Genomic DNA, 25,422 nt, shown 5'->3' with positions numbered 1-25,422 from the left:
CACGACGGTCTGGCATTTCAATCGATGTCGAACGACACGCCCTGCGCAAGCGGCAGCGCCTTGGAGTAGTTCACCGTATTGGTAGCGCGGCGCATATAGGCCTTCCAGGCATCCGAGCCCGACTCGCGGCCGCCGCCGGTTTCCTTCTCGCCACCGAAGGCGCCGCCGATCTCGGCCCCCGAAGTGCCGATATTGACGTTGGCAATGCCGCAGTCCGAACCGTCGACGCCGAGGAAACGCTCGGATTCCTGCAGGTCGCGGGTGAAGATGGACGAGGAAAGCCCCGCGCCGACCGCATTGTGCTCATAGAGCACGGCGTCGAAATCCGAATATTTCATCACATAGAGGATCGGCGCGAAGGTCTCCTCCGTCACCGGCGAAACTTGGCGCGGCATTTCGACCAGCGCCGGACGCACATAGTAGGCCTCCGCATGGCCGTTCTCGACCCGCATTCCGCCGGTTATCTTACCGCCATGCGAAGCCGCGTCCTCCAACGCCTTCTGCATGTTCTCGTAGGCAGCCTTGTCGATCAGCGGGCCGACGAGAGCGCTTGTCTCCAGCGGATTGCCGACCGAGACGCTTTCATAGGCCTTCTTCAGGCGCGGAATGAGGTGATCATAGACGCTTTCATGCACGAACAGGCGCCTGAGCGTCGTGCAGCGCTGGCCGGCCGTGCCCATGGCGCCGAAGGCGATGGCGCGCAGCGCCATGTCGAGATCGGCCGTCGGGCAGACGATGCCGGCGTTGTTGCCGCCGAGCTCAAGCACGGCACGGGCAAAGCGCTTGGCCAGCCGTGGGCCGACATCCCTGCCCATGCGCGTCGAACCGGTGGCGGAGACCAACGGCACCTTCGGATGGTCGACCAGGATCTCGCCGACGGCGCGATCGCCGATCAGCACGGGCGCCAGCCCTTCCGGCGCATCGCCGAAACGGTTTGCCGCGCGCTTGAAGATCGCTTCGCAGGCGAGCGCCGTCAGCGGTGTCTTCTCGGACGGCTTCCACACCACCGCGTCGCCGCAGACCAGCGCCAGCGCTGCATTCCACGACCAGACCGCCACCGGGAAATTGAAGGCCGAAATGACGCCGACGACGCCGAGCGGATGCCAGGTCTCCATCATGCGGTGGCCGGGGCGCTCGGTGGCGATGGTCAGGCCGTACAATTGCCGGGAGAGACCGACGGCGAAATCGCAGATGTCGATCATCTCCTGCACTTCGCCAAGACCCTCGGATGGAATCTTGCCGACTTCGATCGAGACCAACCGGCCAAGCTCGGCCTTGTGTGTGCGCAATTCCTCGCCGAGCAGCCGCACCAGTTCGCCGCGCTTGGGAGCTGGTACCTGCCGCCACGCCAGGAAAGCTTTATGGGCATTGTCGATGGTCGTTGCCGCGTCGGCCGGCGAGATGGTTTTCAGCGCGGCGATCTGCTCGCCGGTCACCGGGCTACGCACGATGAGATCGCCGCCTGTAAGCGCGCCCTCGGCAACACCCAGTTTCGCCAGAAGCCCGGCCGTTTCCTTCGCAATCGTCATTTTCATCCCTTTCAGATCCCGCCGCTCATATGGCGTCGGTCAAAGCCTTGTGCCACGCCGTCTCTGTGCTGGTCGGCACATCAGGCACTGTCATGGCGTGGCATTACTCGTTTCAGGGAAAAATCGCCACCCCGGCATGGTCTAAGCAAAGGTCAGACCGTTGAACCAGGCGGAGGCGTCGGATCAATGCGCCCTTTGCTTGGCGCCTTCTTTCATCAGCCGGTCGATATGCATGCGGATATGCGCCGCCTCGGCTGCCGTGTTGGCAAGCGCGATGGCGCGGTCGAAAGCGACACGCGCCTCGTCGCCGCGGCCAAGCTGCATCAGCAGGCCGCCCTTGAGGCCGAAGAAGTGGAAATAACCGGAAAGCCTTTGCTCCAGCGGCTCGATCATGGCGAGTGCGGCTTCCGGTCCACGCACCTTGGAGACGGCGACGGCGCGGTTGAGCGTCACCACCGGCGACGGCTGCATCTGCTCGAGCAGCCCGTAGAGCAGGTCGATCTCGTTCCAGTCCGTATCCTCGGGCTTTTCCGCCCGTGCATGCAGCGCGGCGATCGCCGCTTGCACCTGGTAGGGACCGGGCTTGCGATGGCGCAACGCCTTATCGACCAGCGCCAGGCCTTCATCGATCATTTTGCGGCTCCACAGGCTGCGGTCCTGGTCTTCGAGCAGCACGATCTCGCCGTTCTCGTCGAAGCGGGCCGGCGCGCGTGCATGCTGCAGCAGCAACAGCGCCGTCAGCCCCATGATCTCCGGCTCGGTCTGGAATAGTCTGAGCAGCAGCCGGGCCAGCCGGATCGCCTCTTCGCAAAGCGGCGCACGCGCCGACGCCTCGCCGCTGTTGCTGGAATAGCCTTCGTTGAAGATCAGGTAGACCATGGCGGCGACGGCGGCGAGCCGTTCGGAGCGCTCGACCGCTCCCGGCGTCTCGAACGGCACCCCGGCATCGGCGATACGCGCCTTGGCGCGCGTGATACGCTGCTCCATGGCGCTTTCCCCGACGAGGAAGGCGCGGGCGATCTGCTTGACCGTCAGGCCGGAGACGATGCGCAACGCCACCGCGATCTGCTGGGTGGCCGGCAGGTCGGGATGGCAGCAGATGAACAGCAGCCGCAAAATATCGTCGCGGTAATGCGCACCGTCCAGCCGCTCGGCGATGTCGCTCTCGGCATCGTCGAGATCGGAGATCTGGTCCTCCTCCGGCAGCGGCGCCTGCTTGGCGCGCTTGCGCACCGCATCGATGCCGCTGTTGCGGCCGACGAAGATCAGCCAGGCTGCCGGATCGCGCGGCGGGCCATTTTTCGGCCAGTTGTTCAGGGCCCTCAGGCAGGCGTCCTGGAATGCTTCCTCCGCCGCGTCGAGGTCGCGGAAGTAGCGCAGCAATGCTCCCATCGCCTGCGGGCGAGCGGTGCTGATTGCCGTGCTGATCCAGGCAAGTTCGGTCATGCGGAAACCTTGGCGGGATTGAAGAGCGAGACCGGCCGGATCTCGTAGGAGCCGCCGCTCGGGTTGACCTCGGAAAGCTCGCGCGCGAAGTCGACGGCCTCGTCGAGGTCGGCGCATTCGAGCGTGTAGAAGCCGAGGAACTGTTCCTTGGTTTCGGCAAACGGGCCGTCGATGACGATCGATTCGCCCTTGACCTTTCGCAGCGTTGTCGCCGCCGTCGTCGGCAAAAGCCGCGCCACGGGGCCAAGCCGCCCGGCGTTGGCATATTTCTCTTGTACGCCGATAAGTTTTTCCATGACGGCATCGTCCTGCTCCTTGCTCCAGGAGCAGACGACGTCTTCAGAGGCATAGCAGAGGATCGCGTAGAGCATGGGTCGTCCTTTTCTCTGTCAAAGGACGAAACACTAGGACCGATCCCGACATGGCGTCGACAAAAAAATACGCCCCCGGTCCTGCGTCATTCCCTCGCCTTCAGCCATCTCAAGACCAGGGCCTCCTCGTCGTCGAGCCCGGCGATCGAGCGCTTGCCTCTGTTGGCGTCCGCCATTTCGCCAAGCAGCCCTCCTTCGGACCAGGCGCGGAAGACTTCCGGATGGATGTAGCAGCGGCGGCAGACGGCGCGCGTATTACCGAGCCGCTCGGCAACCTTGTCGATGACGCCGTTCATCGCCCGCTTTTGTTGTGCCTGGCCTTCCGGGCGTTCGGTTTGCGCAAACAGCGACGCCGCGTGGATGGTTCCGCCCCACGTTCTGAAATGCTTGGAGCTGAACTCGACGCCGGCATTCTCCCTGATATAGCGGTTGACGTCGTCGGAGCGCACCGGATGCCTGTTTCCTTCCTCGTCGAGATACTGGAACAGTTTCTGGCCCGGCAGGTCCTGCGCTCCACGCACGATCTTGGCGATCCGGCGATCGACAAGCTTCAATCTCCATTCCTTGCCGGATTTGCCGATGAAGGCAAAACGCAGGCTCGAGCCCTTGATGTCGACATGGCGGTCGCGCAGCGTGGTCAGCCCAAAACTCTTGTTATCGCGGGCGTAGGCGGCGTTGCCGACGCGGATCATCGTGTTGTCGAGCAGCCAGACGATGGCCGCAACGACGCGTTCCAGCGGCAGGCCGTGACGGCGCAGATCGGCATCGATCTGCCGTCGCAATTCGGGCAGGCTTTCGGCGAAGGCGATGAGGCTCGAGTATTTGACCCCGTCACGCTCCTCCGCCCAGTGCTGATGATAGCGGTATTGCTTGCGCCCGCGCTGGTCCCGACCGGTTGCCTGAATGTGACCGTCGGCATCCGCCGAGATCCACACATCCGTCCAGGCCGGTGGAATGGCGAGCGCCTTGATGCGTGCCAGCGCGTCCTGGTCGACGGCACGTCCGTCGGGCCCTTTGTACGAGAACCCGTTGCCTGAACGCAGCCGGCGAATACCGGGTTCGGTGTCGGCGACATAGTTGAGCGAGGCCCGAACGGCCGAGGCGTGCGCGCCGTTCTCCAGCGCTCCGTTCCGCGGCACCCCGTTCTTTGGTGCAGCTTTCCTAACAGCCGATCGGCCAGACGACGACCCGGATTTGTCCAGCATGTCCTCTCCACGGAATTTCCGTAGATAAGCCGCCTGCTGGCTGCGGGTTCCACCGCCTTTTGATTGCCAGGACAGATTAACGACGACGCCGTGCAACGAGGAGGTGCCGTCACGCCTTTTCGAGCACGACCGGTATGACGTCGACTGCCTGCTCGCCAACCTGCCCGCCCGTGGTTTTCAGCACGCCGACGATCGGCGCCACATCGGAGTAGTCGCGGCCATAGCCGACCGTGATATGATCGTTGCTTGCCCGCATGCCGTTGGTCGGATCGAATTCCTGCCAGCCGGCATCGCGCCCGCACCACACCTTGACCCAGGCATGCATGGCGTCGGCGCCTTCGAGCCGCGGCTTCCCACGCGGCGGGATGGTGCGTAGGAATCCGCTGACATAGCCTGCAGGAACGCCGAGGCCACGCAGGCCGGCGATCATGATATGGGAAAAATCCTGGCAGACGCCGCGCTTCAGGCCGAAGGCGTCGCTGGCCCGCGTCTGCACCGTGGTCGCCTCGCCGTCATAGGTGAAATCGCGGTGAATGCGGTTGCACAGAGCCATGGCCGTGCCGACCGTCGAACTGCTGGCACTGCCTTTCGCATAGGCAGTGATTGCCGGGTCGATGCCGGCATGATCGCTGGCGGCCAGAAAGTGATGCGGCGAAGCCGGCGCCAGCGAGTGCACCGCGCCGAGTTCTTCCCTCAGCCGGCGTAGGTCGGGCGATACGTCGAGCCCGGGCTCCGGCCGCGACACTGAAACACGCGCGCTCATCCTGATGTCGAGCGCATCATGTGCGTCACGAAAGGCGATCGAGGTGACACTGTTGCCGAAAAAGTCGGAAAAGTCGGAGCGTTCGCTGGGCGCCGGCACAAAAGACAGTGAAGCGGCGATGACGCGCTGTACGCCAGGGATGGTCGGCGGCAGCACACGCACCTGATGGCGGCCGCCGCCGGCCGCCGCATCATAGTCGTAACGCAGGTGAAGCCTGATGTCGTAGAGCATGCCGTCTCTATCCGAAATAGGCTTTGGAGAGGCTGTTGTAGAGGCCGCCGATTTCATTGGCGAGATCGCTGAGGGCCTTGGCCGTCATGTCCGAGGGCTCCCTGATGGCGATCGACGTGTTGAGCTGCAGGATTTCCTTGGCCGCCGGCGACATATGGCCTTCACCGCCGACAGCGGGCAGCAGCGCGATCTCGGCCTTCAGCCGTTCGAGTTGGAACAGGATTGAGCGCGGGTTGAGCGGATCGAGCGCCAGAAGGTCGACCACCGTGCGCCGTCCCGCCTGCACCGGATATTGCCGGCGGTGGGTCATGACGCTGTCGCCGATCTCCAGCATCATGTCGAGCGCGCCTTCCGGCGCCTCGGCCCTGGTCAGTCGGGCGAGCGTGCGGGCGATCTGGATGCCGCGTTCGAGCCTGCGGCCGATTTCCAGGAAACGCCAGCCGGCGAAACGGTACATATTCTCGTGCAGCAGGCCGGAAAACCCGGCCAGCTTGCGCAGGATGACCGTCATTGCCCTTGTCGCGTCGTCGCCCGGCGCCACTGTCACGGCAAATTGATGGATCGTCTTCGACAGGTCCTTCAATGCCAGCCAGCCATCGGGCGAGAAGCGGTCGCGGATCTGCCCGGCGCTGTACACGGCGCTGTCCAGCGTGCCGATGAGCCCCAACGGGATTGCCGTCTCGACGTCGATACCGAACGGCGCGAGATAGTCCCTGATGTCGGCGAGCAGCGGCATCTCGGGATCGGATGTCTCGGCCAGCCGCACGTGGTAGGCGCGCAGGATGCGCACCGTGTCTTCCGATCGCTCGATATAGCGGCCGAGCCATGTCAGGTTTTCCGCCGCGCGGCTGGGCAGGCTGCCCGGCAAGGTTCGGGTGAAGCTGTCATGCTCCTGCGGCAGCAGCGTCTCACGCTCCACCGGCCTGTCGCTGACCACCCAAACATCCGCCGCCTGGCCGCCGCGCTGCATGGCGATGGCCGTCGGGTCGAGCGAGAAGCCGACACGGGCAAAACCGCCCGGCATCACGGTCCAGCCTTCCGGCGTCCGCGCCAGATAGACGCGCAGGCTTGCCGGCCGCGGCTCCAGCCAGCCGCTGACATAGACAGGAGTGGTCGACAGCGTCACCGCTTCCTGGCCGACAAAGTCGCCGCCGTCTTGTTCGATCCGGGCGACGAGCTCGGCCCGTTCCTCGGCCGACAGCGCTGACCCGAGCTTGGTCGAGCCGTCGTCCTCGAAGGCAAGCCGCGTCGACAGTGCCGGGCCGATCACCATGCTATCGATATTGGCGAGCACATGTTCGCGCTCCGTATCCTGCCCGCACCACCATGTCGCGACGGTCGGCAGCAGCAGTTCCTCATTGCGCAGGGCGCGCGAAATCTTCGGCAGGAAGGCGAGCAGAGCGCGCGTCTCCATCAGGCCGGAACCCAGTGCATTGACGGCCGAAACCGCCCCTTGCCGGACCGCTTCGACCAGCCCCGGCGTGCCGATCTGCGAGTCCGACCGCAACTCGAGCGGATCGGCAAAGGCAGCGTCGAGCCGTCGCCACAAGACGCTGACCGGCATCAGCCCCGAAACTGTGCGCACCATCAGCCTGCCGCCGGAGACAGTCAGGTCCTCGCCCTCGAGCAGCATGATGCCGAGATAGCGGGCGATATAGGCATGTTCATAATAGGTCTCGTTCAGCGGTCCCGGCGTCAGGATGGCGACACGGCCGCCGGCTTGCTTGGCCATGCCGATCAGCGCATCGCGAAAACGGCGGAAGAAACCGGCCAAGCGGTGCACATGCATCTCGCCGTAAATGTCGGACAGTGCCCTTGTGGTGGCGACGCGGTTTTCCAGCGCAAAGCCGGCGCCCGATGGCGCCTGGGTGCGGTCGCCAAGCACCCACCAGCGGCCGTCCGGGCCACGACCGAGCTCGAAGGCGCAGAAATGCAGGAAATGGCCGCTGGCAGGCCTGGTGCCGACGACCGGCCGCAAATATTCCGAGCTGGCCGCGATCAATCCAGCCGGCAGAATGCCTTTCTCGACCAGCCGGTTCGGCCCGTAAATGTCGGCGATGGTCTCCTCGAACAGATCGGCGCGCTGGACCAGGCCGGCGCTGATGTCAGCCCATTCCTCCTCCTCGATCAGCAGCGGCACATGCGCCAGCGGCCATTCCCGCTCATTGGCGCCGGCCTTGTCGTAGACGCGGTAGTAGACGCCGGCATCGCGCAGGTACTGGTCGGCGCGGGCAAAACGCTGGGCAAGCTTTTCCGGCCCCAGGTCCTCCAGTGCCTCGATGAAGTGCCGCCAGGCCGGCCGCGGATTGCCCGACGCATCGACCATCTCGTCGACGACGCCGTCGATCGGTTGATAGTGCTCCAGCAGACTGTGGGTCTGCGGCTTGCTGCGCAGCTTTTTGTGATTCCCCTTCGCCATGGCTGATCAGAGTCTTTGCGGCCGCCGAAGGTCAAGGGTCATCGGGAAATCTTCAGAGGCTTCTTCGTTGCGCAGCACATAGCCGGACGGAGTATGGCCACGCGGCTCGAAGCGGGCGAGCCGCCGCGCCTCCGCTTCATTGCCGTTGACCGGGAACGTGTCGTAGCTGCGCCCGCCGGGATGTGCCACATGGTAGACGCAACCGCCAACCGCGCGGCCCGACCAGCGGTCATAGATATCGAAGACCAGCGGCGTGTTGACCGGCAGCGCCGGATGCAGGCCCGACGCCGGCTGCCAGGCCTTGAAGCGAACGCCGGCCACCGCGATCTCGCGGTTGTCGGTCACCTTCATCGGCACCCGGCGGCCGTTGCAGACGACGGCGTGACGTTCCGGGTTGAGCCCCTCGGTCTTCACCTGCAGCCGTTCGACGGAGGAATCGACAAAGCGCACCGTGCCGCCGATCGCGCCTTGCTCGCCCATCACATGCCAAGGCTCCAGTGCTTGCCTGAGCTCCAGCTTGATGCCGGCATGCTGGACCTCGCCGCAGAACGGAAAGCGGAATTCGAGCTGGGCGTCGAACCATTCCGGACGGAACGCAAAGCCGTTCAGCTTGAGGTCGTCCAGCACATCGAGAAAATCCGCCCAGACATAGTGCGGCAGCATGAAACGGTCGTGCAGCGAGGTGCCCCAGCGTACGAAGCGGCCGTCGAGCGGGTTCTTCCAGGCCCGGGCGATGATGGCGCGCACCAGCAATTGCTGCGCCAGGCTCATGCGCGCGTTGGGCGGCATCTCGAAGCCGCGGAATTCGACCAGCCCCAGCCGGCCGGTCGGCCCGTCCGGCGAAAACAGCTTGTCGATACAGATTTCGGAGCGATGCGTATTGCCCGTCACGTCGGTCAGGAGGTTGCGGAACAGCCGGTCGACCAGCCACGGCAGGGGTGCCGCGCCCTTGTCCGGATGTGGCACCTGCGCCATCGCGATATCGAGTTCGTAGAGCGAATCGTGTCGTGCCTCGTCGAAGCGCGGCGCCTGGCTGGTCGGGCCGATGAACAGGCCGGAGAACAGATAGGATAGCGACGGATGCCGCTGCCATTGCAGCACCAGGCTCTTCAACAGGTCGGGGCGGCGCAGGAACGGACTGTCATTGGGCGTGGCACCGCCGACGACGACGTGGTTGCCGCCGCCGGTGCCGGTGTGACGGCCGTCGATCATGAATTTGTCGGCGCCAAGCCGCGTCTGCCGCGCCTCTTCGTAGATCGCCGTGGTCGTCGCCACGCAATCCTGCCAATTCGCGGCCGGGTGGATATTGACCTCGATGACGCCGGGATCGGGTGCGACACGGATGACATTGAGGCGCGGATCGTGCGGCGGGCCGTAGCCCTCGATATGCACCGGCAGGCCGATAGCCCTTGCCGCGTTCTCCGCCGCCGCGACCAGTTCGAGATAATCCTCCAGCGCCTCGACCGGCGGCATGAACACACAAAGCCGTCCGTCGCGCGGCTCGACCGAAAGCGCTGTGCGCACGGCGCCGCCGATCTCGGTAATCTCCTGTTCGACGCGGTCTTGCTGGCCGGTAACGGCCGTGAAGGAGACCGCCTGCTGGCGTCGCGCCATTTCGTCGGCGCCTTCCAGTTCGGCCGGAGCGGGCGAAGAAGCAGCACCGGGCAAGATCGCCTCACGCGCCGGCAATGGTCCGCGCGGCAGCGATGGATCGACCGGTACGATATAGGGGAACTGCGCCGGCGGCACATAAGGCAGCGTGCCGAGCGGCAGGCGGTAGCCGACCGGCGAATCGCCGGGCACCAGGAACAGCCTGCCGCGCCGCGTCTTCCACTTCTCCGAGCGCCAGCGCGGTCCGGAAGCCTGGCTGTTCCAGCGCTGGACGGGCAGCACGTAGCCCGACGGCTTGGTCAGCCCGCGTTCGAACACCCGCGCCATGCGGCTGCGCTCCTCCGGGTCCTCCAGCTTCGAATTGGAGGGATCGACATTGTCCGGCAGCTTGCCTTCCTTGAGCAGCCATTCGGCCGGATCCTCATAGGCTTCGCTGACCATCGTCTTGTCGATGCCGAGTTCGTCGGCAATCGCGGTCAGCAGGCTCTCGGCCTGCTTCGGTCCGACATCCGCCTCGCTCTTTTCATGTGCGATCAGTGACGGATCGCTCCACACCGGCTCGCCGTCGGTGCGCCAGTAAAGCGAGAACGTCCAGCGCGGCAGGCTTTCGCCGGGGTACCATTTGCCCTGTCCGTAATGCAGGAAGCCGCCCGGCGCGAAGCGTTCGCGCAGCCGGCGGATCAGCGCATCGGCCTTTTCGCGTTTTGTTGGCCCGACGGCGGCGGTGTTCCACTCGGCCGCCTCGAAATCGTCGATTGAGACGAAGGTCGGCTCGCCGCCCATGGTCAGCCGCACGTCGCCGGCCTGGAGTGCTGCATCGACCTCGACGCCCAGCGCGTCGAGCGCCTGCCAGCTCTCGTCGGAGAACGGCTTGGTGATGCGCGGATGTTCGGCGATGCGGTCGACCCGCATGTCGAAGCCGAATTCGACATTGGCGAAGCTCGCCATGCCGGAGATCGGCGCGGCATTGCGGAAATGCGGCGTTGCCGCGAGCGGCACATGGCTTTCGCCGGTAAGCAGGCCGGAGGTCGGGTCGAAGCCGATCCAGCCGGCGCCCGGCAGATACACCTCGCACCAGGCATGGAGGTCGGTGAAATCGGTCGCCGTACCGGGCGGTCCGTCGAGCGCGACGAGGTCGGGTTTGAGCTGGATCAGATAGCCGGAGACGAAACGCGCGGCGATGCCGAGGTTCCTCAGTATCTGCACCAGGAGCCAGCTCGAATCGCGGCAGGATCCCTTGCCGGCGGCCAGCGTTTCCTCGGGCGAGAAGACGCCGGTTTCCATGCGCACGATATAGGCGATCTCGCGCTGCAGCCGCGCATTGAGGTCGACGACAAAATTGACGGTATTGGTCGCACTGCGGTCGATGGTTTTGAGGAACGCCTGCAACAGTGGCCCTGCCGGTTCCGGCGTCCGGTAGATGGTCAGATCGTCCCTGATCTCTTCCGGGTATTCGAACGCAAACGTCTCGGCCGACGGTTCGACGAAGAAATCGAACGGATTGTAGACCGTCATGTCGGCAACGAGATCGACCTCGATCTTCAATTCCGTTACCGGCTCGGGGAAGACGAAGCGGGCAAGGAAATTGCCGTAGGGGTCCTGCTGCAGATTGACGAAGTGGTTTGCCGGCCCGACCTTCAGCGAATGGCTGAGCACTTTGGTGCGGGAATGCGGCGCAGGCTGCAACCTTATGACTTGCGGGCCCAATACGACCGGCCGGTCGTATTTGTAGTGGGTCAGGTGATAGACGGCTGCCAGAATTGCCATGGTGCCCCTGAAGTCGGCGTTTCAAAAGGAGTTCGCTGAACCCTGACACGAATGCTGACCATTCTCCAAGCAGAGATGTTGCGCTGCACCTAAATTAAGCAGCCTTCACAGCCTCACAAACGAAGCGCCGACCCTGGGATTCCGCAGCGTGGCCGCAGACGTTGCAACGCTGCAGAGCCGAAGGCCGGTGGGTCAGCACCGGGCACTGTCCCGCCGATATCGATGATCGGCAACCCGCGCGACGCTTGGTCGAAAAGAGCTGAAAAGAAAACCCGCCTCTGTGGGCGGGTCGTCGGTGCCAATTAGCACCATAGCCAAATTAGTAGCATAGCTGCTGGCACAAAGCAAGAACAAAATGTGGCACCGTCGGCGAAAATTGCCGATCTGCCGCTTTGCGAGGGAAGATGCGAAGCACGGGCATCCTTGGAGCGAAGAACACCTGAACCCTAAAAGAACGCCTGCAACCCGGTCTGCGCCCGTCCGAGGATCAGCGCATGCACATCATGCGTGCCCTCATAGGTGTTGACCGTTTCCAGGTTCTGGGCGTGGCGCATGACGTGGTAGCCGATCTGGATGCCATTGCCGCCATGCATGTCGCGGGCCTGGCGGGCGATGTCGAGCGCCTTGCCGCAATTGTTGCGCTTGACGAGTGAGATCATCTCCGGCGCCATCTTGCCTTCATCCATCAGCCGCCCGACGCGCAGGCTGCCCTGCAGGCCGAGCGCGATCTCGGTCTGCATGTCGGCGAGCTTCTTCTGGAAAAGCTGCGTGCCGGCCAGCGGCTTGCCGAACTGCTTGCGGTCGAGGCCATACTGGCGGGCGCGGTGCCAGCAATCCTCCGCCGCGCCCATGGCGCCCCAGGAGATGCCGTAGCGCGCGCGGTTGAGGCAGCCGAACGGCCCCTTCAAGCCCGAGACATTGGGCAGCAGCGCGTCCTCGCCGACTTCGACGCCTTCCATCACCACTTCGCCGGTGATCGACGCTCGCAGCGACAGCTTGCCGCCGATCTTCGGCGCCGACAGCCCGTTCATGCCCTTTTCCAGGACAAAGCCGCGAATCTCGTTGTCATGCGCGGCCGATTTTGCCCAGACGACGAACACGTCGGCGATCGGGGCGTTGGAAATCCACATCTTCGAGCCGGAGATCCTGTAGCCGCTCGCAGTCTTCTCGGCCCGCGTCTTCATGCCGCCCGGGTCGGAACCGGCATCCGGCTCGGTCAGGCCGAAGCAGCCGATCCATTCGCCCGACGCCAGCTTCGGCAGGTATTTCTTGCGCTGCTCTTCCGAGCCATAGGCATGGATCGGATACATCACCAGCGACGACTGCACGCTCATCATCGAGCGATAGCCGGAATCGACGCGTTCGACCTCGCGCGCCACCAGCCCGTAGGTGACGTAGTTGGCGCCGAGCCCGCCATATTCCTCGGGGATGGTGATGCCGAGCAGACCGGCCTCGCCCATTTCGCGAAAGATCCCGGCGTCGGTCTTCTCCTCGAGATAGGCTTCCTCGATCTTCGGAGCGAGCTTGTCGGCGGCAAACGCCGCGGCGCCATCACGCACCATGCGCTCGTCTTCCGAAAGCTGGTCCTCGATCAGGAAAGGATCGTCCCAGACGAATGCATTCTTATCGGCGGCCATGGCTCTCGGTCTCCCAAACTCATGCATGTCGCCCAAAGCTTGCCCACGGGCCTGACCCGAGGGTGTTCGGCAGCTTGGGGATAACGACATGCATCAAACAGAAATCTTGAAACGCGCGGCTTATCGGCTTCCGTCCCCAAAAAATCAAACGAAATAGCTTCGCCGATCCATGAGCATTGGTGATGGATCATCAATGTCGAGCGCCGCCGTATGACCTGCCACAGCCCGGCTCGCGAAATTACTTCCGCTTCAACGCATCGGCCAAAGCGGCGCCGAACGCGCCCTGCTGCGCCGGCCGCTCCGGCTGGCGTTGGGGCGTGGGCGCGCGCGGCACCGGCCTGTTGCCATTGTCGCGCGGCTTCGGTGCGCCACCGTCGCCGTCCTTGCGCATCGACAGGCCGATGCGCTTGCGCTTAATATCGACGTCGACGACACGCACCTTGACCACGTCGCCGGCCTTGACCACCTCGTGCGCGTCCTTGATGAAACGGTCGGCCAGTTGCGAGACGTGCACCAATCCGTCCTGGTGCACGCCGATATCGACAAAGGCGCCGAAGGCCGCGACATTGGTGACGGTGCCTTCAAGCTGCATGCCGGGCTTCAGATCCTTGATGTCGTCGATGCCGTCGGCAAAGGTCGCGGTCTTGAAGCCGGGGCGCGGATCGCGGCCGGGCTTTTCCAGCTCCGACAGGATATCGCGCACCGTCGGCAGGCCGAAGCGCTCGTCGACGAAGACGCGCGGATCGAGTGCCTTGAGTGCGGCGCTGTCGCCCATCAGCGAGCGAACGTCGCGCCCGCAGGCCGCAACGATCTTCTTGGCCACGCCATAGGCTTCCGGATGCACCGCCGAGGCATCGAGCGGTTCGGTGCCGTTCGCAATGCGCAGGAAGCCGGCGCATTGCTCGAACGCGCGGGGTCCAAGGCGGGACACCTTCAACAGTTCGCGGCGGCTGGCGAACGGGCCGGTCGCATCGCGATGCGCAACGATCGCTTCGGCCAGCGATGCGCCGAGACCCGAAACCCGCGCCAGAAGCGGCGCCGACGCCGTGTTGAGATCGACGCCGACGGCATTGACCGCATCCTCGACCACCGCCTCAAGCGAGCGGCCGAGGCGGTACTGGTCGACATCGTGTTGGTACTGGCCGACGCCTATCGACTTCGGCTCGATCTTGACCAGTTCGGCGAGCGGATCCTGCAGGCGCCGCGCGATCGACACCGCCCCGCGCAGCGACACGTCGAGGCCGGGAAATTCCGCCGCCGCCGTTGCCGACGCCGAATAGACCGAGGCGCCGGCCTCGCTGACGATCACCTTGAGCGGCTTCGGCCCGGACCCGGCCGGCATATCAGCCAGCATGTCGGCCACCAGCCTTTCGGTCTCGCGGCTGCCAGTGCCGTTGCCGATCGAAATCAGCTCGACCTTGTGCAGCCGGATGAGCTTCGCCAGTTCGGCCTGCGTGCCGCGGACATCGTTCTTCGGCGGGAACGGATAGACCGTCGTCGTCGCCAGCAGCTTGCCGGTGCCGTCCACCACCGCCACTTTGACCCCGGTGCGGATGCCCGGATCGAGGCCCATCGTCGGCCGTGAGCCCGCGGGCGCGGCAAGCAGCAAATCCTTGAGATTGCGGGCGAAGACATGGATTGCTTCCTCCTCGGCCCGCTCGCGCAAGTCCCGCATCAGATCGAGCGTCAGGTGCAGCGACAGCTTTATGCGCCAGGTCCAGCCGGCGACCTCCATCAGCCAGCGGTCGCCTGGCAACTGGCGGCCGATGGCGTAGGCGTCGGCGATCATCCGCTCGACCGGTTTCACCGGTGACACATCGTCGGCATCGACCTCGATGTCGAGCGACAGCACCTCCTCGTTGCGGCCACGCAGCATGGCCAGCGCGCGATGGCTCGGCACGTTGGCCCAGCGCTCGACATGGTCGAAATAGTCGGAGAATTTCGCGCCGGCCTCCTGCTTGCCGTCGATGACGCGCGAGCGCAGGAAGGCGCGTTCCTTCATGTAGGCACGCAGCTTGCCGACCAGGTCGGCGTTCTCGGCGAACTGTTCGGACAGGATATCGCGTGCACCTTCGAGCGCTGCCTTGGTATCGACCACGTCTTCGCTGATGTAGGCCAGCGCCAGCTCGGCCGGCACGGCCGCACGATCGGCCAGGATAGTTTCCGCCAGCGGTCCCAGTCCGCGCTCGCGTGCGATCTCGGCCTTGGTCCGGCGCTTCGGCTTGTAAGGCAGGTAGATGTCTTCGAGCTCGGCCTTTGTGATGGCCGCAGCGATCTTTGCCTCAAGCTCTTCCGTTAGCTTGCCCTGCTCGCGGATCGAACCAACGATGGTGTCGCGGCGCGCGTCGAGCTCGCGCAGATAGGCGAGCCGCTCGGCGAGGTCGCGCAACTGCGTGTCGTCGAGGCCGCCGGTGACCTCCTTGCGGTAGCGGGCAACGAACGGCACGGTCGCACCGTCGTCGAGCAAGCCGATCGCCGCCGCGGCCTGTTCGGGCCGGGCGCCGATCTCGGCGGCTATGATGGTTGCGATGCGCTTGATGTCGGATGCCATGTCGATCCTGCTGTTTGTCGAAAAGAGACGCGACCATAGGCGCAGAGCACCGATGCGCCAACCGCGCCATTTTCAACCCGGCGAGAGGTCCACAGGAAAGGTCGGGCTGTCTGGATCGGATCAGACCATCCGGCTCAGCGCCTCGAAGAAAGAAATCATATCCAAATCGAGCGGATCGTCGACCGGTACCGGCTGCGACGACATCTTTGCGATTACCATTTCGGCCTTCGGATTGACGTAAAGCCACTGGCCGTGGATGCCGATGCCGCAGAAGGCGCCGCTTGCCGCGCCCGTCTGGTACCATTTGTTGCGATAGCGGCCACGCGGAAACAGGAACGCCATCGTGCCGCGTTGCCAAGCCTCGGCGTCACCGCCAGTTTCGGTCGTGTCGCGCACCCAGCTCTCCGGCACGATACGGCAGCCATTGGCCATGCCGCCTTGCCGCATCATCTCGCCGACCCGGGCGAGGTCGCGCGGCGTCACCGAAATGCCGCCGGCCGTACGCGCCGTGCCTTCCATGTCCACGGTTACCGAAGCTTCGCTGACAGCGCCGAGCGGCTCCCATAATTTCTCGCGCATCAGATCGGCGAAGCGCCGGCCCGACGCACGTTCGAGCAGGATGCCGAGCAGGTCGGAATTGGGCGAACGGTAGCGGAACGTCCGGCCATGCGGCTCGGCCAGGCCCTGCAGCGTCATGAGGAAAGTGGCCAGGCTCTCGGTGCCCCCGCCTGGATTCCACAGCATGGCGCGGCGATAGCGGGCGAAGGCGCTTTCCGGATCGAGATAGGCCTCTTCGAAGTCGAGGCTGACACCCATGTCGAGCACGTGCCGCACACTCGCATCGCCATAGGCCGAGCCGGCAGCTTCGGGCAGATAGCGGCTTACCGGAGCCTGCGGATCGAAAATCCCCTCGCCTGCCAATATCCCGGCAACAATCGCGGTCAGCGACTTGCTGATCGAAAAGACGATGTGGCGCGCCCCGAACTCCATATGCGGTGCGAACCAGTCGCCGACGAATTTGCCGCCTTTCATGATCGTCAGCGCGTCGGTATCGGAGCGCTTGAGAAAAGCTGCGACAGTCTCCGCGCCGCCTGCAAGAGCGACCTTTTCACCAAGTAGGTCGCCGAAATCCTGCGCCGGCGCCTCGCTGCTGCCCGGCTTTGCCGCCACGGCAGCGCTCGGCACCAGCTCGCCGGCATTCTGGAACGACCACCGGCTGAACGGGCTTTCTCGCCAATTGCCGAGCAGCACTTGGTTTCGGGCAAAGCCATATCTCGTTTCGAACGCGGTCTTGCCGGTCATGGCGCTTCCTTCCGGATTATTGTTGTGCCCTAAGCGAGCACCGCGTCGATCGCGCCCGCGGCTTTCAGCGTCGTCAGCGAATAGGCGACATTGGTGAAATCCGGATGGCTCGAAAGCTTCACCCCAACCATGGTCGTGTCCCGGTCGATATCCGTGGTGGCGAACCCTGCATGATCGGCGGCTGCGGATCGGAGTTGCGATAGGAAATCATGGGCAGTCCGATCGCCGGAAAAGGCCCGGCGGCAATGCCGCCGGGTTCGGCCGGACGTGGGTTACTTCTGCAATTCGGTCCAGATTTTGCTGTAGATGTCCTGCACCTCCGGGGAACACAGTGTCTGCAGCTCGCCACGCGCTTTGACGGCTTCCGGGATAATGACCTCCGGCGCGTCCTTCATGTCGGCCGGCATGTACTTGTCCGAACCGGCAATGCCGTTGGCATAGCGGTGGAAAGCCGACAGGCCGGCGGCGTTCTCCGGATCCATGATGAAGTTCTGGAACAGCTTGGCGTTCTCGACGTTCTTGGCTTCCTTCAGGACCATGACATTGTCGCTCCAGAGACCAAAACCTTCCTTGGGATAGAAATAGTGGATCTTGGGGTTCGCCAGCCGCTGGCGCAGAGCCGAGCCGTTCCAGTCGCTTGTCGCCTTGAAATCGCCTGCGCCCATCTTCTCGATTGTGTTGTATTCCATAGCAATCCAGTTCGGCTTGGCCGCGACAAGCGTGTCACGCACCTTCTTCAGCGTTTCCTTGTCGCTGGCGCATTGCGCGGCGCCGACATATTTGGTCGCCGCGAACATGACGTCGTTCATTTCCGGCACGACGTTGACCTTGCCCTTCAGTCCATCGGGCGTATTGAAGATGATGCCCCAACTGTCCGACGGCCCGTTGTAGGCGTCGGTGTTCACCACGATGCCTACGGTGCCCCAGGCCCACGGCACGGAATATTTGCGGCCGGGATCGAAATCGGGATTGGCCCATTCCGGCGCCACATTCTTGAAATTCTCCATCTTGCCCGGATCGGTTTCCTGAACGAGGCCTTCCTTGATCCAGATCGGCACGAAGGTCTGTGACGGCACCGCGATGTCGAAGCCGGTGCCGCCCTGGCGGACCTTGGCCAGTGCCGTGTCGTTGGAATCGTAGTCGGTGATGGTCACCTTGACGTTGTATTTTTGCTCGAACTTCTTGATCACGTCGGGGCTGGTGTAGTTGCCCCAATTGTAGATGTTCAATTCGCCGTCGGCGCGAGCCAGGCTCGTCGAGGCGAGCAATGCCAACCCGATGGCGGTCGCTGTTGTCTTCCAGTTCATGTTCTAACTCCCATTTTCATGCTCAGTCCCGTTTCCTGCTGATGAAGAAAAACAACGTCACGATGGCGACCGACAAGAGCAGGAACACGGTCGAAATCGCGTTGATTTCAGGCGTTATGCCTCGGCGTATCTGGCCGAGCATGTAGGTTGGCAACGTGTCCTGGCCGCCGGATTTCACGAACTCGGTGATGACGACATCGTCGAGCGAGATGACGAAGGCCAGCATCAGTCCGGCGAGGATGCCGGGCCACAGCAGCGGCAACGTGATGCGACGGAACGTCCGCCACGGCGTCGCATAGAGATCGGCGGCAGCGCGCTCCAGCGTCAGGTCCATGTTCTCCAGCCGCGCCCGGATCGGCAGATAGGCAAAGGGAATGCAAAAGGCCGTATGCGCGGCGATTAGATAGCCGAGACCCGAATAGCCGGTGAATATCTTTATGCGCGAAAAAAAGATCAGCAGCGCCACGCCGGTGACGATCTCCGGCACCATCAGCGGTTGGTTGATCGCCGCATATTTGAAAGTCAGGCCCGGATAGGCTGCCGTGCGCGTTGTCGCGAGCGCCGCCATGGTCGCCGCGATGGTCGCAAGGGTTGCCGCGATGGCGCCGATCTGGAAGGAACGCAGCGTGGCGTCGATCACCTGCGTATTCTGCCAAGCCGACTGGAACCATTTGAGCGAGAAACCGCCCCATTCGGAGGTCGAAGTCGCGGCATTGAAGGCATAGACGACGAGTATGACGATGGGCAGATAGAGCACGACGAAACAGGTCGCGGCGATCGCGGTGAACCCTGGCTGATGCTTGATTGCGAAGCTTCTAGCCATGGCGCATCTCTGAGCGGCCGGCGTTACGCACATAGGCAAGCAGCGCCACCATGACGATGATCATGACGGCGATCGACAGGGCCGAGCCAAGCGGCCAGTTGCGGCCTTGCCCGAACTGCATCTCGATCAGGTTGGAGAGCATCATGGTCTTGCCGCCGCCGAGCAAGATGGGCGTGACATAGGCGCCGAGCGCTGGAATGAAGACGAGGATCGAGCCAGCGATCACGCCGGGCTTGACCAGCGGGAAAATGATGCGTCTGAGCACCTGAAAGCGTGTCGCATAAAGATCGTAGCCGGCCTCGACCAGCCGGAAATCGAGCTTCTCCATGCTGGCATAGATCGGCAGCACCATTAGCGGGAGATAGACATAGGCCATGCCGATAAGGATCGCTGTGTCGGTGAAGAGTATCTGGATCGGCGCGGAAATGATGCCGAGCTTGAGCAGCACTGTATTGATCAGACCTTCATTGCGGATGATCTGCAGCACGGCGAAAGTTCGGATCAGCAAGTTGGTCCAGAACGGTATGGTGATCAGGAACAGCCAGAGATCGCGCGTCTTCTCGCTGCGTGTCGCCATGAAATAGGCGGTGGGAAAACCGAGCGCCAAGGTGGCGAGCGTGGTCACGATAGCAAGCTTGATCGAGCGCCAGAAAATTGTGACATGGGCGGCGGCAACCGACAGCGTGCCGTCAAAGATGTCGCGTTCCATGAACACCGAAATCCAGGCCTCCGGCGAAAATTGCCACTTCACGTCGCCATAAGGACCCGGCGTCAGGAGCGAATAGACCAGCACGATCAGCAATGGGCCGGTCGCTGCCAGGAAGATGATCAGCAGGGCCGGCGCCGACAGCAGCCAGCGGTCGCGGATGTCGCGCCGTTCGGCCGCCTTGGCGACTTCTTCCGCGCTCGCCATCAATCCCTCAGCACTTGCGCGGCGTCGTTGCCGATCGAGACGCCGACCTTGTCGCCCCGCTCGAAACCGCAGCCTGCGCTGCGCGTGTTCTGCTGGCGCACGGTGAAGGCTTCGCCGCTGTCCAGTTGGACATGAATATGCGTGTCGGTGCCGAAATAGACGATGTTTTCGACGGTTCCGGAAAGATCGCCCTTGCCGCCGGTCAGCTTTGCGTGTTCCGGCCTGACCACCAGGGTGGCATTCGCCTTCGGCTGGAAGCCCTCAGCCACGGTCGCGTCGATCGTCGCGCCGGACTTGAGTGTCGCACGCGCCTTGCCGTTGTCGATGCCGGTGATGGCAGCGGTCAGGAAATTGGTTTCGCCGATGAAGTCGGCGACGAAGCGCTCGGCCGGCTTGTCATAGATGTCCCAGGGCGTGCCGACCTGCAGGATCTTGCCGGCCGACATCACGGCGATGCGGTCCGACATGGTCAGCGCTTCTTCCTGGTCGTGGGTGACGAAGATGAAGGTGATGCCGGTCTGGTGCTGCAGCCGTTTCAGTTCGATCTGCATTTCCTTGCGCAGCTTGTAGTCGAGCGCCGACAGTGGCTCGTCGAGCAACAGCACTTTCGGCTGGGGCGCCAGAGCGCGCGCCAGTGCCACGCGCTGTTGCTGGCCGCCGGAGATCTGGCTGGTGCGGCGGGCGCTCAGCGCCTCCATCTTGACCAGCTTCAGCATCTCGGCGACGCGTGCCTTGATTTCGGTCTTCGGCTTGCCCAGCATCTCCAGCCCGAAGCCGATATTCTCCGCCACCGTCATGTGCGGGAACAGCGCATAGGACTGGAACACGGTGTTGACCGGCCGCTTGAACGGCGGCAGCGGCGCGATGTCCTGGCCGTGCAGCAGGATTTCGCCTTCGCTGGGGAAATCGAACCCGGCGATCAGCCGAAGCAGCGTCGTCTTTCCGCAGCCCGACGGCCCCAGCAGCGTGAAGAACTCGTTCTCGCGGATCGACACCGAAACCGTGTCGAGAGCGGCGACTTGGGCGTCCCCGGTACCGAACACCTTGCGGACGCCGCGGACCTCGATTGCACTCTTACCCGGTTGATCCGGCACGCATTACCCCATTTTCATGTCCGCTCTTGATGGCGGATCCAGTTCCCATTCGATTGTCAGCATATGCCGGTCGGCTTGGCAACCATGCATCTGGACCTCGGTTCAGAATGCAAGCTCCGTGCCATCGTCAGCGTCATCATCAACCCTGGTAAGTGATCTTGCCGCCGCAGATGGTGCTGACCGGATGCACCTTGTGTAGCAAACCCGGTTCAGTTGCCTCGATATCGGCCGACAGCACCACCAGATCGGCCAGATAGCCTGGTTTCAGCCGGCCTTTGCGGTGCTCCATGAATTCGGCATAGGCACCTTCGACCGTATAACCGGCAAGCGCCTCGATCAGCGAGAAGCTCTGGTCTGGATCGCCCTCTGCCCAAGGCTTGCGCAGCACCGCCGCCTGAATGCCCAGGATCGGGTCGACCCGCGACACCGGCCAGTCGGAAGCGAAGACGACATGCGCGCCCGCCTGTTTCAGTGTCCGCCAGGCATAGCTCAGCGGCCATCTTTCGCGGCCGATGCGCGAAAGCGTCGGCTCCAGCGGGAAGTCCATGGCGCCGGGCGGGTGCGGCGGCTGCATCGAGGCGATGACGCCGAGTTCGGCGAAGCGCGGCACGTCGGCGGCAGTGGTGATCTCGATGTGCTCGACCCGGTGCCGGCTGTCGCGCCTGCCGTTCTTCCGCTGCGCCGCCTCGTAACCGTCGAGAACCGCGCGCACCGCGCCGTCGCCGATCGAATGCACGGCGATCTGCAGGCCGCGCCGGTCGGCCTCCAGCGCCACCTCGGCGAAATGCTCGGGCGTAAACAGCGGCTCACCGCGCCAGCCCGGCCGGTCGGCATAGTCGTCGACCATGACCGCGGTCCAGCCTTCCAGCACGCCGTCGTAAAACATCTTGACCATGCCGGACGACAGCCATTCCGATTGGTAGGAGTTGGCCATGCTCGATGCCTTTTCCAGCACGTCGAGCGTCATGAAATTCTTGAAATGAAAAGGTATCTTGGTGCGGCAGAGCAGCCGCCCTTCCTGTTCCAGCCCGGCTAGCAGCTCGAGCTGGTAAAAATTGCCGTCCATGTTCTGGATCGAGGTGATGCCGTGGCGGGCGCACCATTCCAACCCGCGATGCATCAGGTCGCGATCGGCAGCGACTTCGGCGGCGGAAGGGTACGGCTCGGGCTCGCCGCCTGTCGCAAGGCCGAGCCGCAGGCGGTTCTGCCCGGAAAGCTCGAGGATCGGCCCGAACGCCTCGCCCTCGCGCAATTCGCCCGCCGCCAGGCCATCCGCTCCCATGACGATCTCGTTGCCGGGACCGAGTTGGTTGCCGTGCAGGATGCCAGCCAGTTCCAGCGCCTTTGTGTTGGCCCACATCGTGTGGTGATCGGAAGCCGACATCGCGAACGGCCGGTCGGCGATGATGCGATCGAGATGATGGCGGGTGACCGGCTCTTCCTTGGAAAGGATAGTGTAGTCGACGCCGGCCCCCAGCAGCAATTTGGCGTTCGGCCGTGCCGCCGCGTAGGCGCGGATCGCGTCGCTCAGCGCATCGAAGCCATGCACACCCTGAAGGTGCAGATTGTCGAGTTCGGCCGCGCCGCCGAAAAGATGCATATGCGCTTCGATAAAGCCCGGCACCACCGACCCGCCTTGCGCATCGATGACCTTCGTGGCCGGCCCTTTCAGCGCCTCGATCGTCCGGCGATCGCCAACCGCCAGGATGTTGCCGTCCTTTATCGCCACCGCTTCGGCCGTCGGATTGCCTTCATCCATGGTCAGCACGCGGGCATTGGTGACGATCAGGTCGGCATTTGAACTCATGATTTCCCACGGTTTGGTTGCGCTGCCGGCAGGCTAGACGACCGGCTGCCGTGCCAGCAAGCCATGGCTGGTTGGCCCAGCGCCTTGTGAAGGGCCATGCAGGACGGTTAGGGTCGCCGCGTCTCACCACGGAAAGATTTCATGAAGACTGTTTTTTCGCCTCTCCATGCCGGCCATTCCGGCAATGTCGAACTGATCGCCGGCGCCATCGTGCCGGCTTTTGAAAAGCCCTCGCGCGCCGAGTTCATCAGGGCGCGGGTGGAGAGCGAAAAGCTCGGTCCGATCCTGTCACCGGAAAGTCACGACCTCGCCGCCGCCAAGAAGGTTCATGCCAGCGACTACATCGATTTCCTGCCGACCGTGTGGCCGCTCTGGGAAGCGTCGGGCCGCACCGGTTCGGCCATTCCCTTCACCTGGCCGACGCGCGGCCTGCGCGGCGACGTGCGCCCGAAAGGCATCGATGCGTTGCTCGGCTTCTACTCCTTCGACGGCGGCGCGACTTTTGTCAAAGGCACATGGGACGCTATCAAGTCGTCCTATGATGTCGCGCTGACAGCCGCTGCGCTGGTCAAGGCCGGTGAGCCTTCCGCCTTCGCGCTGTGCCGCCCGCCGGGGCACCATGCAGGGGCGGCCTTCATGGGCGGCTATTGCTTCATCAACAACGCCGCCGTCGTCGCGCAAAGGTTTCGCGACCATGGCGCCGGGCGCGTTTCGATCCTCGACATCGACTATCACCACGGCAACGGCACCCAGGAGATATTCTATCGCCGCGGCGACGTGCAGGTGCTGAACCTGCATGGCGATCCGATGACCGAATATCCGTTCTTTCTCGGCCATGCCGACGAACGCGGCGAGGGCGACGGCGAAGGCTTCAACGACAATTATCCGATGCCCTTCGGCACCGGCTGGGACGTGTGGAACGCCTCACTCGAGGAGGCCTGCACGAGGCTTTCGGCTTATGCTCCTGACGTCGTCGTGGTTTCACTCGGCGTCGACACTTTCGAGAAGGACCCGATCAGCCAGTTCAAGCTGAAAACGGAAAACTATCCCAGAATCGGCCGCCGCATCGCCAGGCTCGGCCTGCCGACGCTGTTCGTCATGGAAGGCGGCTACGCCGTCGAGGAGATCGGCGTCAACGCCGTCGGCGTGCTGACCGGCTTCGAGGACCGCTAGAAGTGCCGCCGGTGCCTGCAATCATGTAGCGGCGCTCGGCGTGGCAAGCGGTGCGGCCTGCCTGCGCGAGCGGCCAAGATAATAGACCGCCGCCGCCGCGATGACGCCGGCGGCCAGGATGCCTGCCGCCAGCACCGGCCGGTACCAGAACCAGGCGATCGCCATCGTCGTCGTGCCGACCAGGATCGCCAGGAAAAAGGCAATGATGCCGGTGCCCATCCGCGCCACGCTGCCGAGCAAAGGAATAACGTCGAGGACGACGCCAATCGGGCTGAGCAGCAGGGCAAAGCCGATGGCCAACAGCAGCAGGCCGGCGGCGCGCAGCAGCCAGGTGATAAGCGTGTTCTGGCTGACCGCGTCGGCGAACATCTTTTCCGCCGGCACATTGCCGATGTCGACCATCAGCAACTGGTCGCCGGCCTTTGTCTGGTAGGGTTCGAACCCGCCCGCTGCCTGGCGCGCGACGACGCTGACCAGGCCGAGCGGCGCCAGCTCGTAGCCAATGCGATAGTCGCCCAGCGCCGGCGACGTGGTGTTGAAGCCGAGATAGATCTTTCCGTCGACGATGTTGACCCGCTTGGTGCCGGTATAGGCGGCATCGATGGTAGCCGACTGGTCCGGTGACAGTGAAAATTCCTTGTCGCCGCCGATCAGGTCCAGCACCGGCCGGTCGAGCGTGAAGGCACCGAGCTTGCCGTCCGGGATCTGGAATCTCTTGCTGTGTATCTCCATCGGCGGATTCTCATGGCCGTCCGGCTTCTTGAACTCCGACGAGTTGATCTGGCTGTCGTCCCACACTTTCGAATAGCTGTAGGTTGTCACCGTCTCCTCGCCGCCACCAAGCTTCTTCGTCGTCTCGGATTTCTGTTCTTCTTTCCACTGGTACATCTCGGTGCTGCGCGACAGCCGCAATCCTTGCGCCGAAATGCCAAAGTCCGGATCGGCAAGGCCGCTGCTCGCCGTCACCGCCCCGGTGACATGGACAAGCTCGCCGTCATTGCCAGCATCGATGCTATCGGCGCCAACCGAGATCACCGCGCCCGATCCCTCGGCCAGCGAACGCGCCGTCTGCACGGCGCGACCCTCGTTGCAGAACAGGCCGATCACCATCAGCACGATCAAGAGCAAGCCGAAAACGATCCCGCCGACCGCCCGCTTGATCCGCCCGAACCACGAGACGGACGTTATTTCCTGAATTGAATCGCCCATTGTTTCCCCCAATTCCCCAAAGCCAGTTTCACGAATCCGCGCTCTGTCGCGCAGTGGCATGCAACCGGCGTTACGCCAAACCGAGACAGACGCCCCATCCGTCCCGACAACAGGAGCCTATCGCAATCGACGAATTGCCGATACGGCACACTTGCAGTTGGATCCGACCGCCGCAAAGCACACGGGCGCTTCGAAAATGTACCCTCGGAGCGCCCCGACCGATGGAATTCGTTTCAGTCAAATCGCGTTTGATGTCGGATTCGT

Annotated in this window: 17 protein-coding genes; 1 reads left to right on the top strand and 16 read right to left on the bottom strand. The window is 63.7% G+C overall.

What is annotated here, in order from left to right:
- Nucleotides 1-17: 17 nt before the first annotated feature.
- The 15 genes from amaB to NKH89_RS14465 all read right to left on the bottom strand — a co-directional run bounded on the left by amaB (nucleotide 18) and on the right by NKH89_RS14465 (nucleotide 22,776).
- The gene (gene amaB / locus NKH89_RS14535; RefSeq protein ID WP_352909240.1) at nucleotides 18-1,529 is read right to left on the bottom strand and encodes an L-piperidine-6-carboxylate dehydrogenase; all 1,512 of its coding nucleotides are present in this window, start codon (nucleotides 1,527-1,529) and stop codon (nucleotides 18-20) included.
- A 183-nt stretch (nucleotides 1,530-1,712) separates the two neighbouring features.
- Complete coding sequence (locus tag NKH89_RS14530; protein WP_352481990.1) at nucleotides 1,713-2,975, bottom strand: RNA polymerase sigma factor; 1,263 nt, start codon at nucleotides 2,973-2,975, stop codon at nucleotides 1,713-1,715.
- Entirely contained in the window at nucleotides 2,972-3,346 is a 375-nt protein-coding gene (locus tag NKH89_RS14525) for a YciI family protein (protein WP_023720249.1), read from the bottom strand. Before NKH89_RS14525 ends, NKH89_RS14530 begins: the two co-directional genes overlap by 4 nt.
- Before the next feature lie 86 nt (nucleotides 3,347-3,432).
- Entirely contained in the window at nucleotides 3,433-4,551 is a 1,119-nt protein-coding gene (locus NKH89_RS14520) for a DNA topoisomerase IB (RefSeq protein ID WP_023720248.1), read from the bottom strand.
- 109 nt (nucleotides 4,552-4,660) lie between these two features.
- Complete coding sequence (locus tag NKH89_RS14515; RefSeq protein WP_352857069.1) at nucleotides 4,661-5,545, bottom strand: transglutaminase family protein; 885 nt, start codon at nucleotides 5,543-5,545, stop codon at nucleotides 4,661-4,663.
- Nucleotides 5,546-5,552: 7 nt separating this feature from the next.
- A complete protein-coding gene (locus NKH89_RS14510) occupies nucleotides 5,553-7,964 on the bottom strand; it encodes a circularly permuted type 2 ATP-grasp protein (RefSeq protein WP_352909186.1) in 2,412 nt (803 codons plus the stop codon).
- Nucleotides 7,965-7,970: 6 nt separating this feature from the next.
- The gene (locus NKH89_RS14505) at nucleotides 7,971-11,342 is read right to left on the bottom strand and encodes a transglutaminase family protein (protein WP_352909185.1); all 3,372 of its coding nucleotides are present in this window, start codon (nucleotides 11,340-11,342) and stop codon (nucleotides 7,971-7,973) included.
- A gap of 446 nt (nucleotides 11,343-11,788) precedes the next feature.
- Nucleotides 11,789-12,979, bottom strand: coding sequence for an acyl-CoA dehydrogenase (locus tag NKH89_RS14500; protein ID WP_023720243.1), 1,191 nt, complete (start codon nucleotides 12,977-12,979; stop codon nucleotides 11,789-11,791).
- Between the two features lie 238 nt (nucleotides 12,980-13,217).
- A complete protein-coding gene (locus tag NKH89_RS14495; protein ID WP_352909184.1) occupies nucleotides 13,218-15,530 on the bottom strand; it encodes a Tex family protein in 2,313 nt (770 codons plus the stop codon).
- Nucleotides 15,531-15,650: 120 nt separating this feature from the next.
- Entirely contained in the window at nucleotides 15,651-16,832 is a 1,182-nt protein-coding gene (locus tag NKH89_RS14490; RefSeq protein ID WP_352909182.1) for a serine hydrolase domain-containing protein, read from the bottom strand.
- Nucleotides 16,833-17,104: 272 nt separating this feature from the next.
- On the bottom strand, nucleotides 17,105-18,139 hold the full coding sequence (locus tag NKH89_RS14485) for an ABC transporter substrate-binding protein (protein WP_352909180.1): 1,035 nt from the start codon (nucleotides 18,137-18,139) through the stop codon (nucleotides 17,105-17,107).
- A gap of 22 nt (nucleotides 18,140-18,161) precedes the next feature.
- The gene (locus tag NKH89_RS14480; protein ID WP_023720239.1) at nucleotides 18,162-18,962 is read right to left on the bottom strand and encodes an ABC transporter permease; all 801 of its coding nucleotides are present in this window, start codon (nucleotides 18,960-18,962) and stop codon (nucleotides 18,162-18,164) included.
- Nucleotides 18,955-19,875 carry an ABC transporter permease gene (locus NKH89_RS14475; RefSeq protein ID WP_352909178.1) on the bottom strand — a complete coding sequence of 307 codons (921 nt, stop codon included), beginning with the start codon at nucleotides 19,873-19,875 and terminating at the stop codon, nucleotides 18,955-18,957. The genes NKH89_RS14480 and NKH89_RS14475 overlap by 8 nt, the downstream gene beginning before the upstream one ends.
- Entirely contained in the window at nucleotides 19,875-20,969 is a 1,095-nt protein-coding gene (locus NKH89_RS14470) for an ABC transporter ATP-binding protein (RefSeq protein WP_352909176.1), read from the bottom strand. Before NKH89_RS14470 ends, NKH89_RS14475 begins: the two co-directional genes overlap by 1 nt.
- A gap of 139 nt (nucleotides 20,970-21,108) precedes the next feature.
- A complete protein-coding gene (locus NKH89_RS14465; RefSeq protein WP_352909175.1) occupies nucleotides 21,109-22,776 on the bottom strand; it encodes an amidohydrolase in 1,668 nt (555 codons plus the stop codon).
- Nucleotides 22,777-22,917: 141 nt separating this feature from the next.
- Here NKH89_RS14465 and NKH89_RS14460 point away from each other — a divergent pair, with 141 nt between their 5' ends.
- A complete protein-coding gene (locus NKH89_RS14460) occupies nucleotides 22,918-23,949 on the top strand; it encodes a histone deacetylase family protein (RefSeq protein ID WP_352481981.1) in 1,032 nt (343 codons plus the stop codon).
- A 21-nt stretch (nucleotides 23,950-23,970) separates the two neighbouring features.
- On the opposite strand, the gene NKH89_RS14455 is transcribed toward NKH89_RS14460, so the two are convergent.
- A complete protein-coding gene (locus NKH89_RS14455) occupies nucleotides 23,971-25,158 on the bottom strand; it encodes a TMEM43 family protein (protein WP_352909173.1) in 1,188 nt (395 codons plus the stop codon).
- Nucleotides 25,159-25,422: the final 264 nt, after the last annotated feature.

The sequence above is a fragment of the Mesorhizobium sp. M0923 genome (assembly GCF_040319365.1).
In the GTDB taxonomy this organism is placed as follows: Bacteria; Pseudomonadota; Alphaproteobacteria; order Rhizobiales; family Rhizobiaceae; genus Mesorhizobium.
This window is presented reverse-complemented; position numbering and strand designations above follow the sequence as displayed.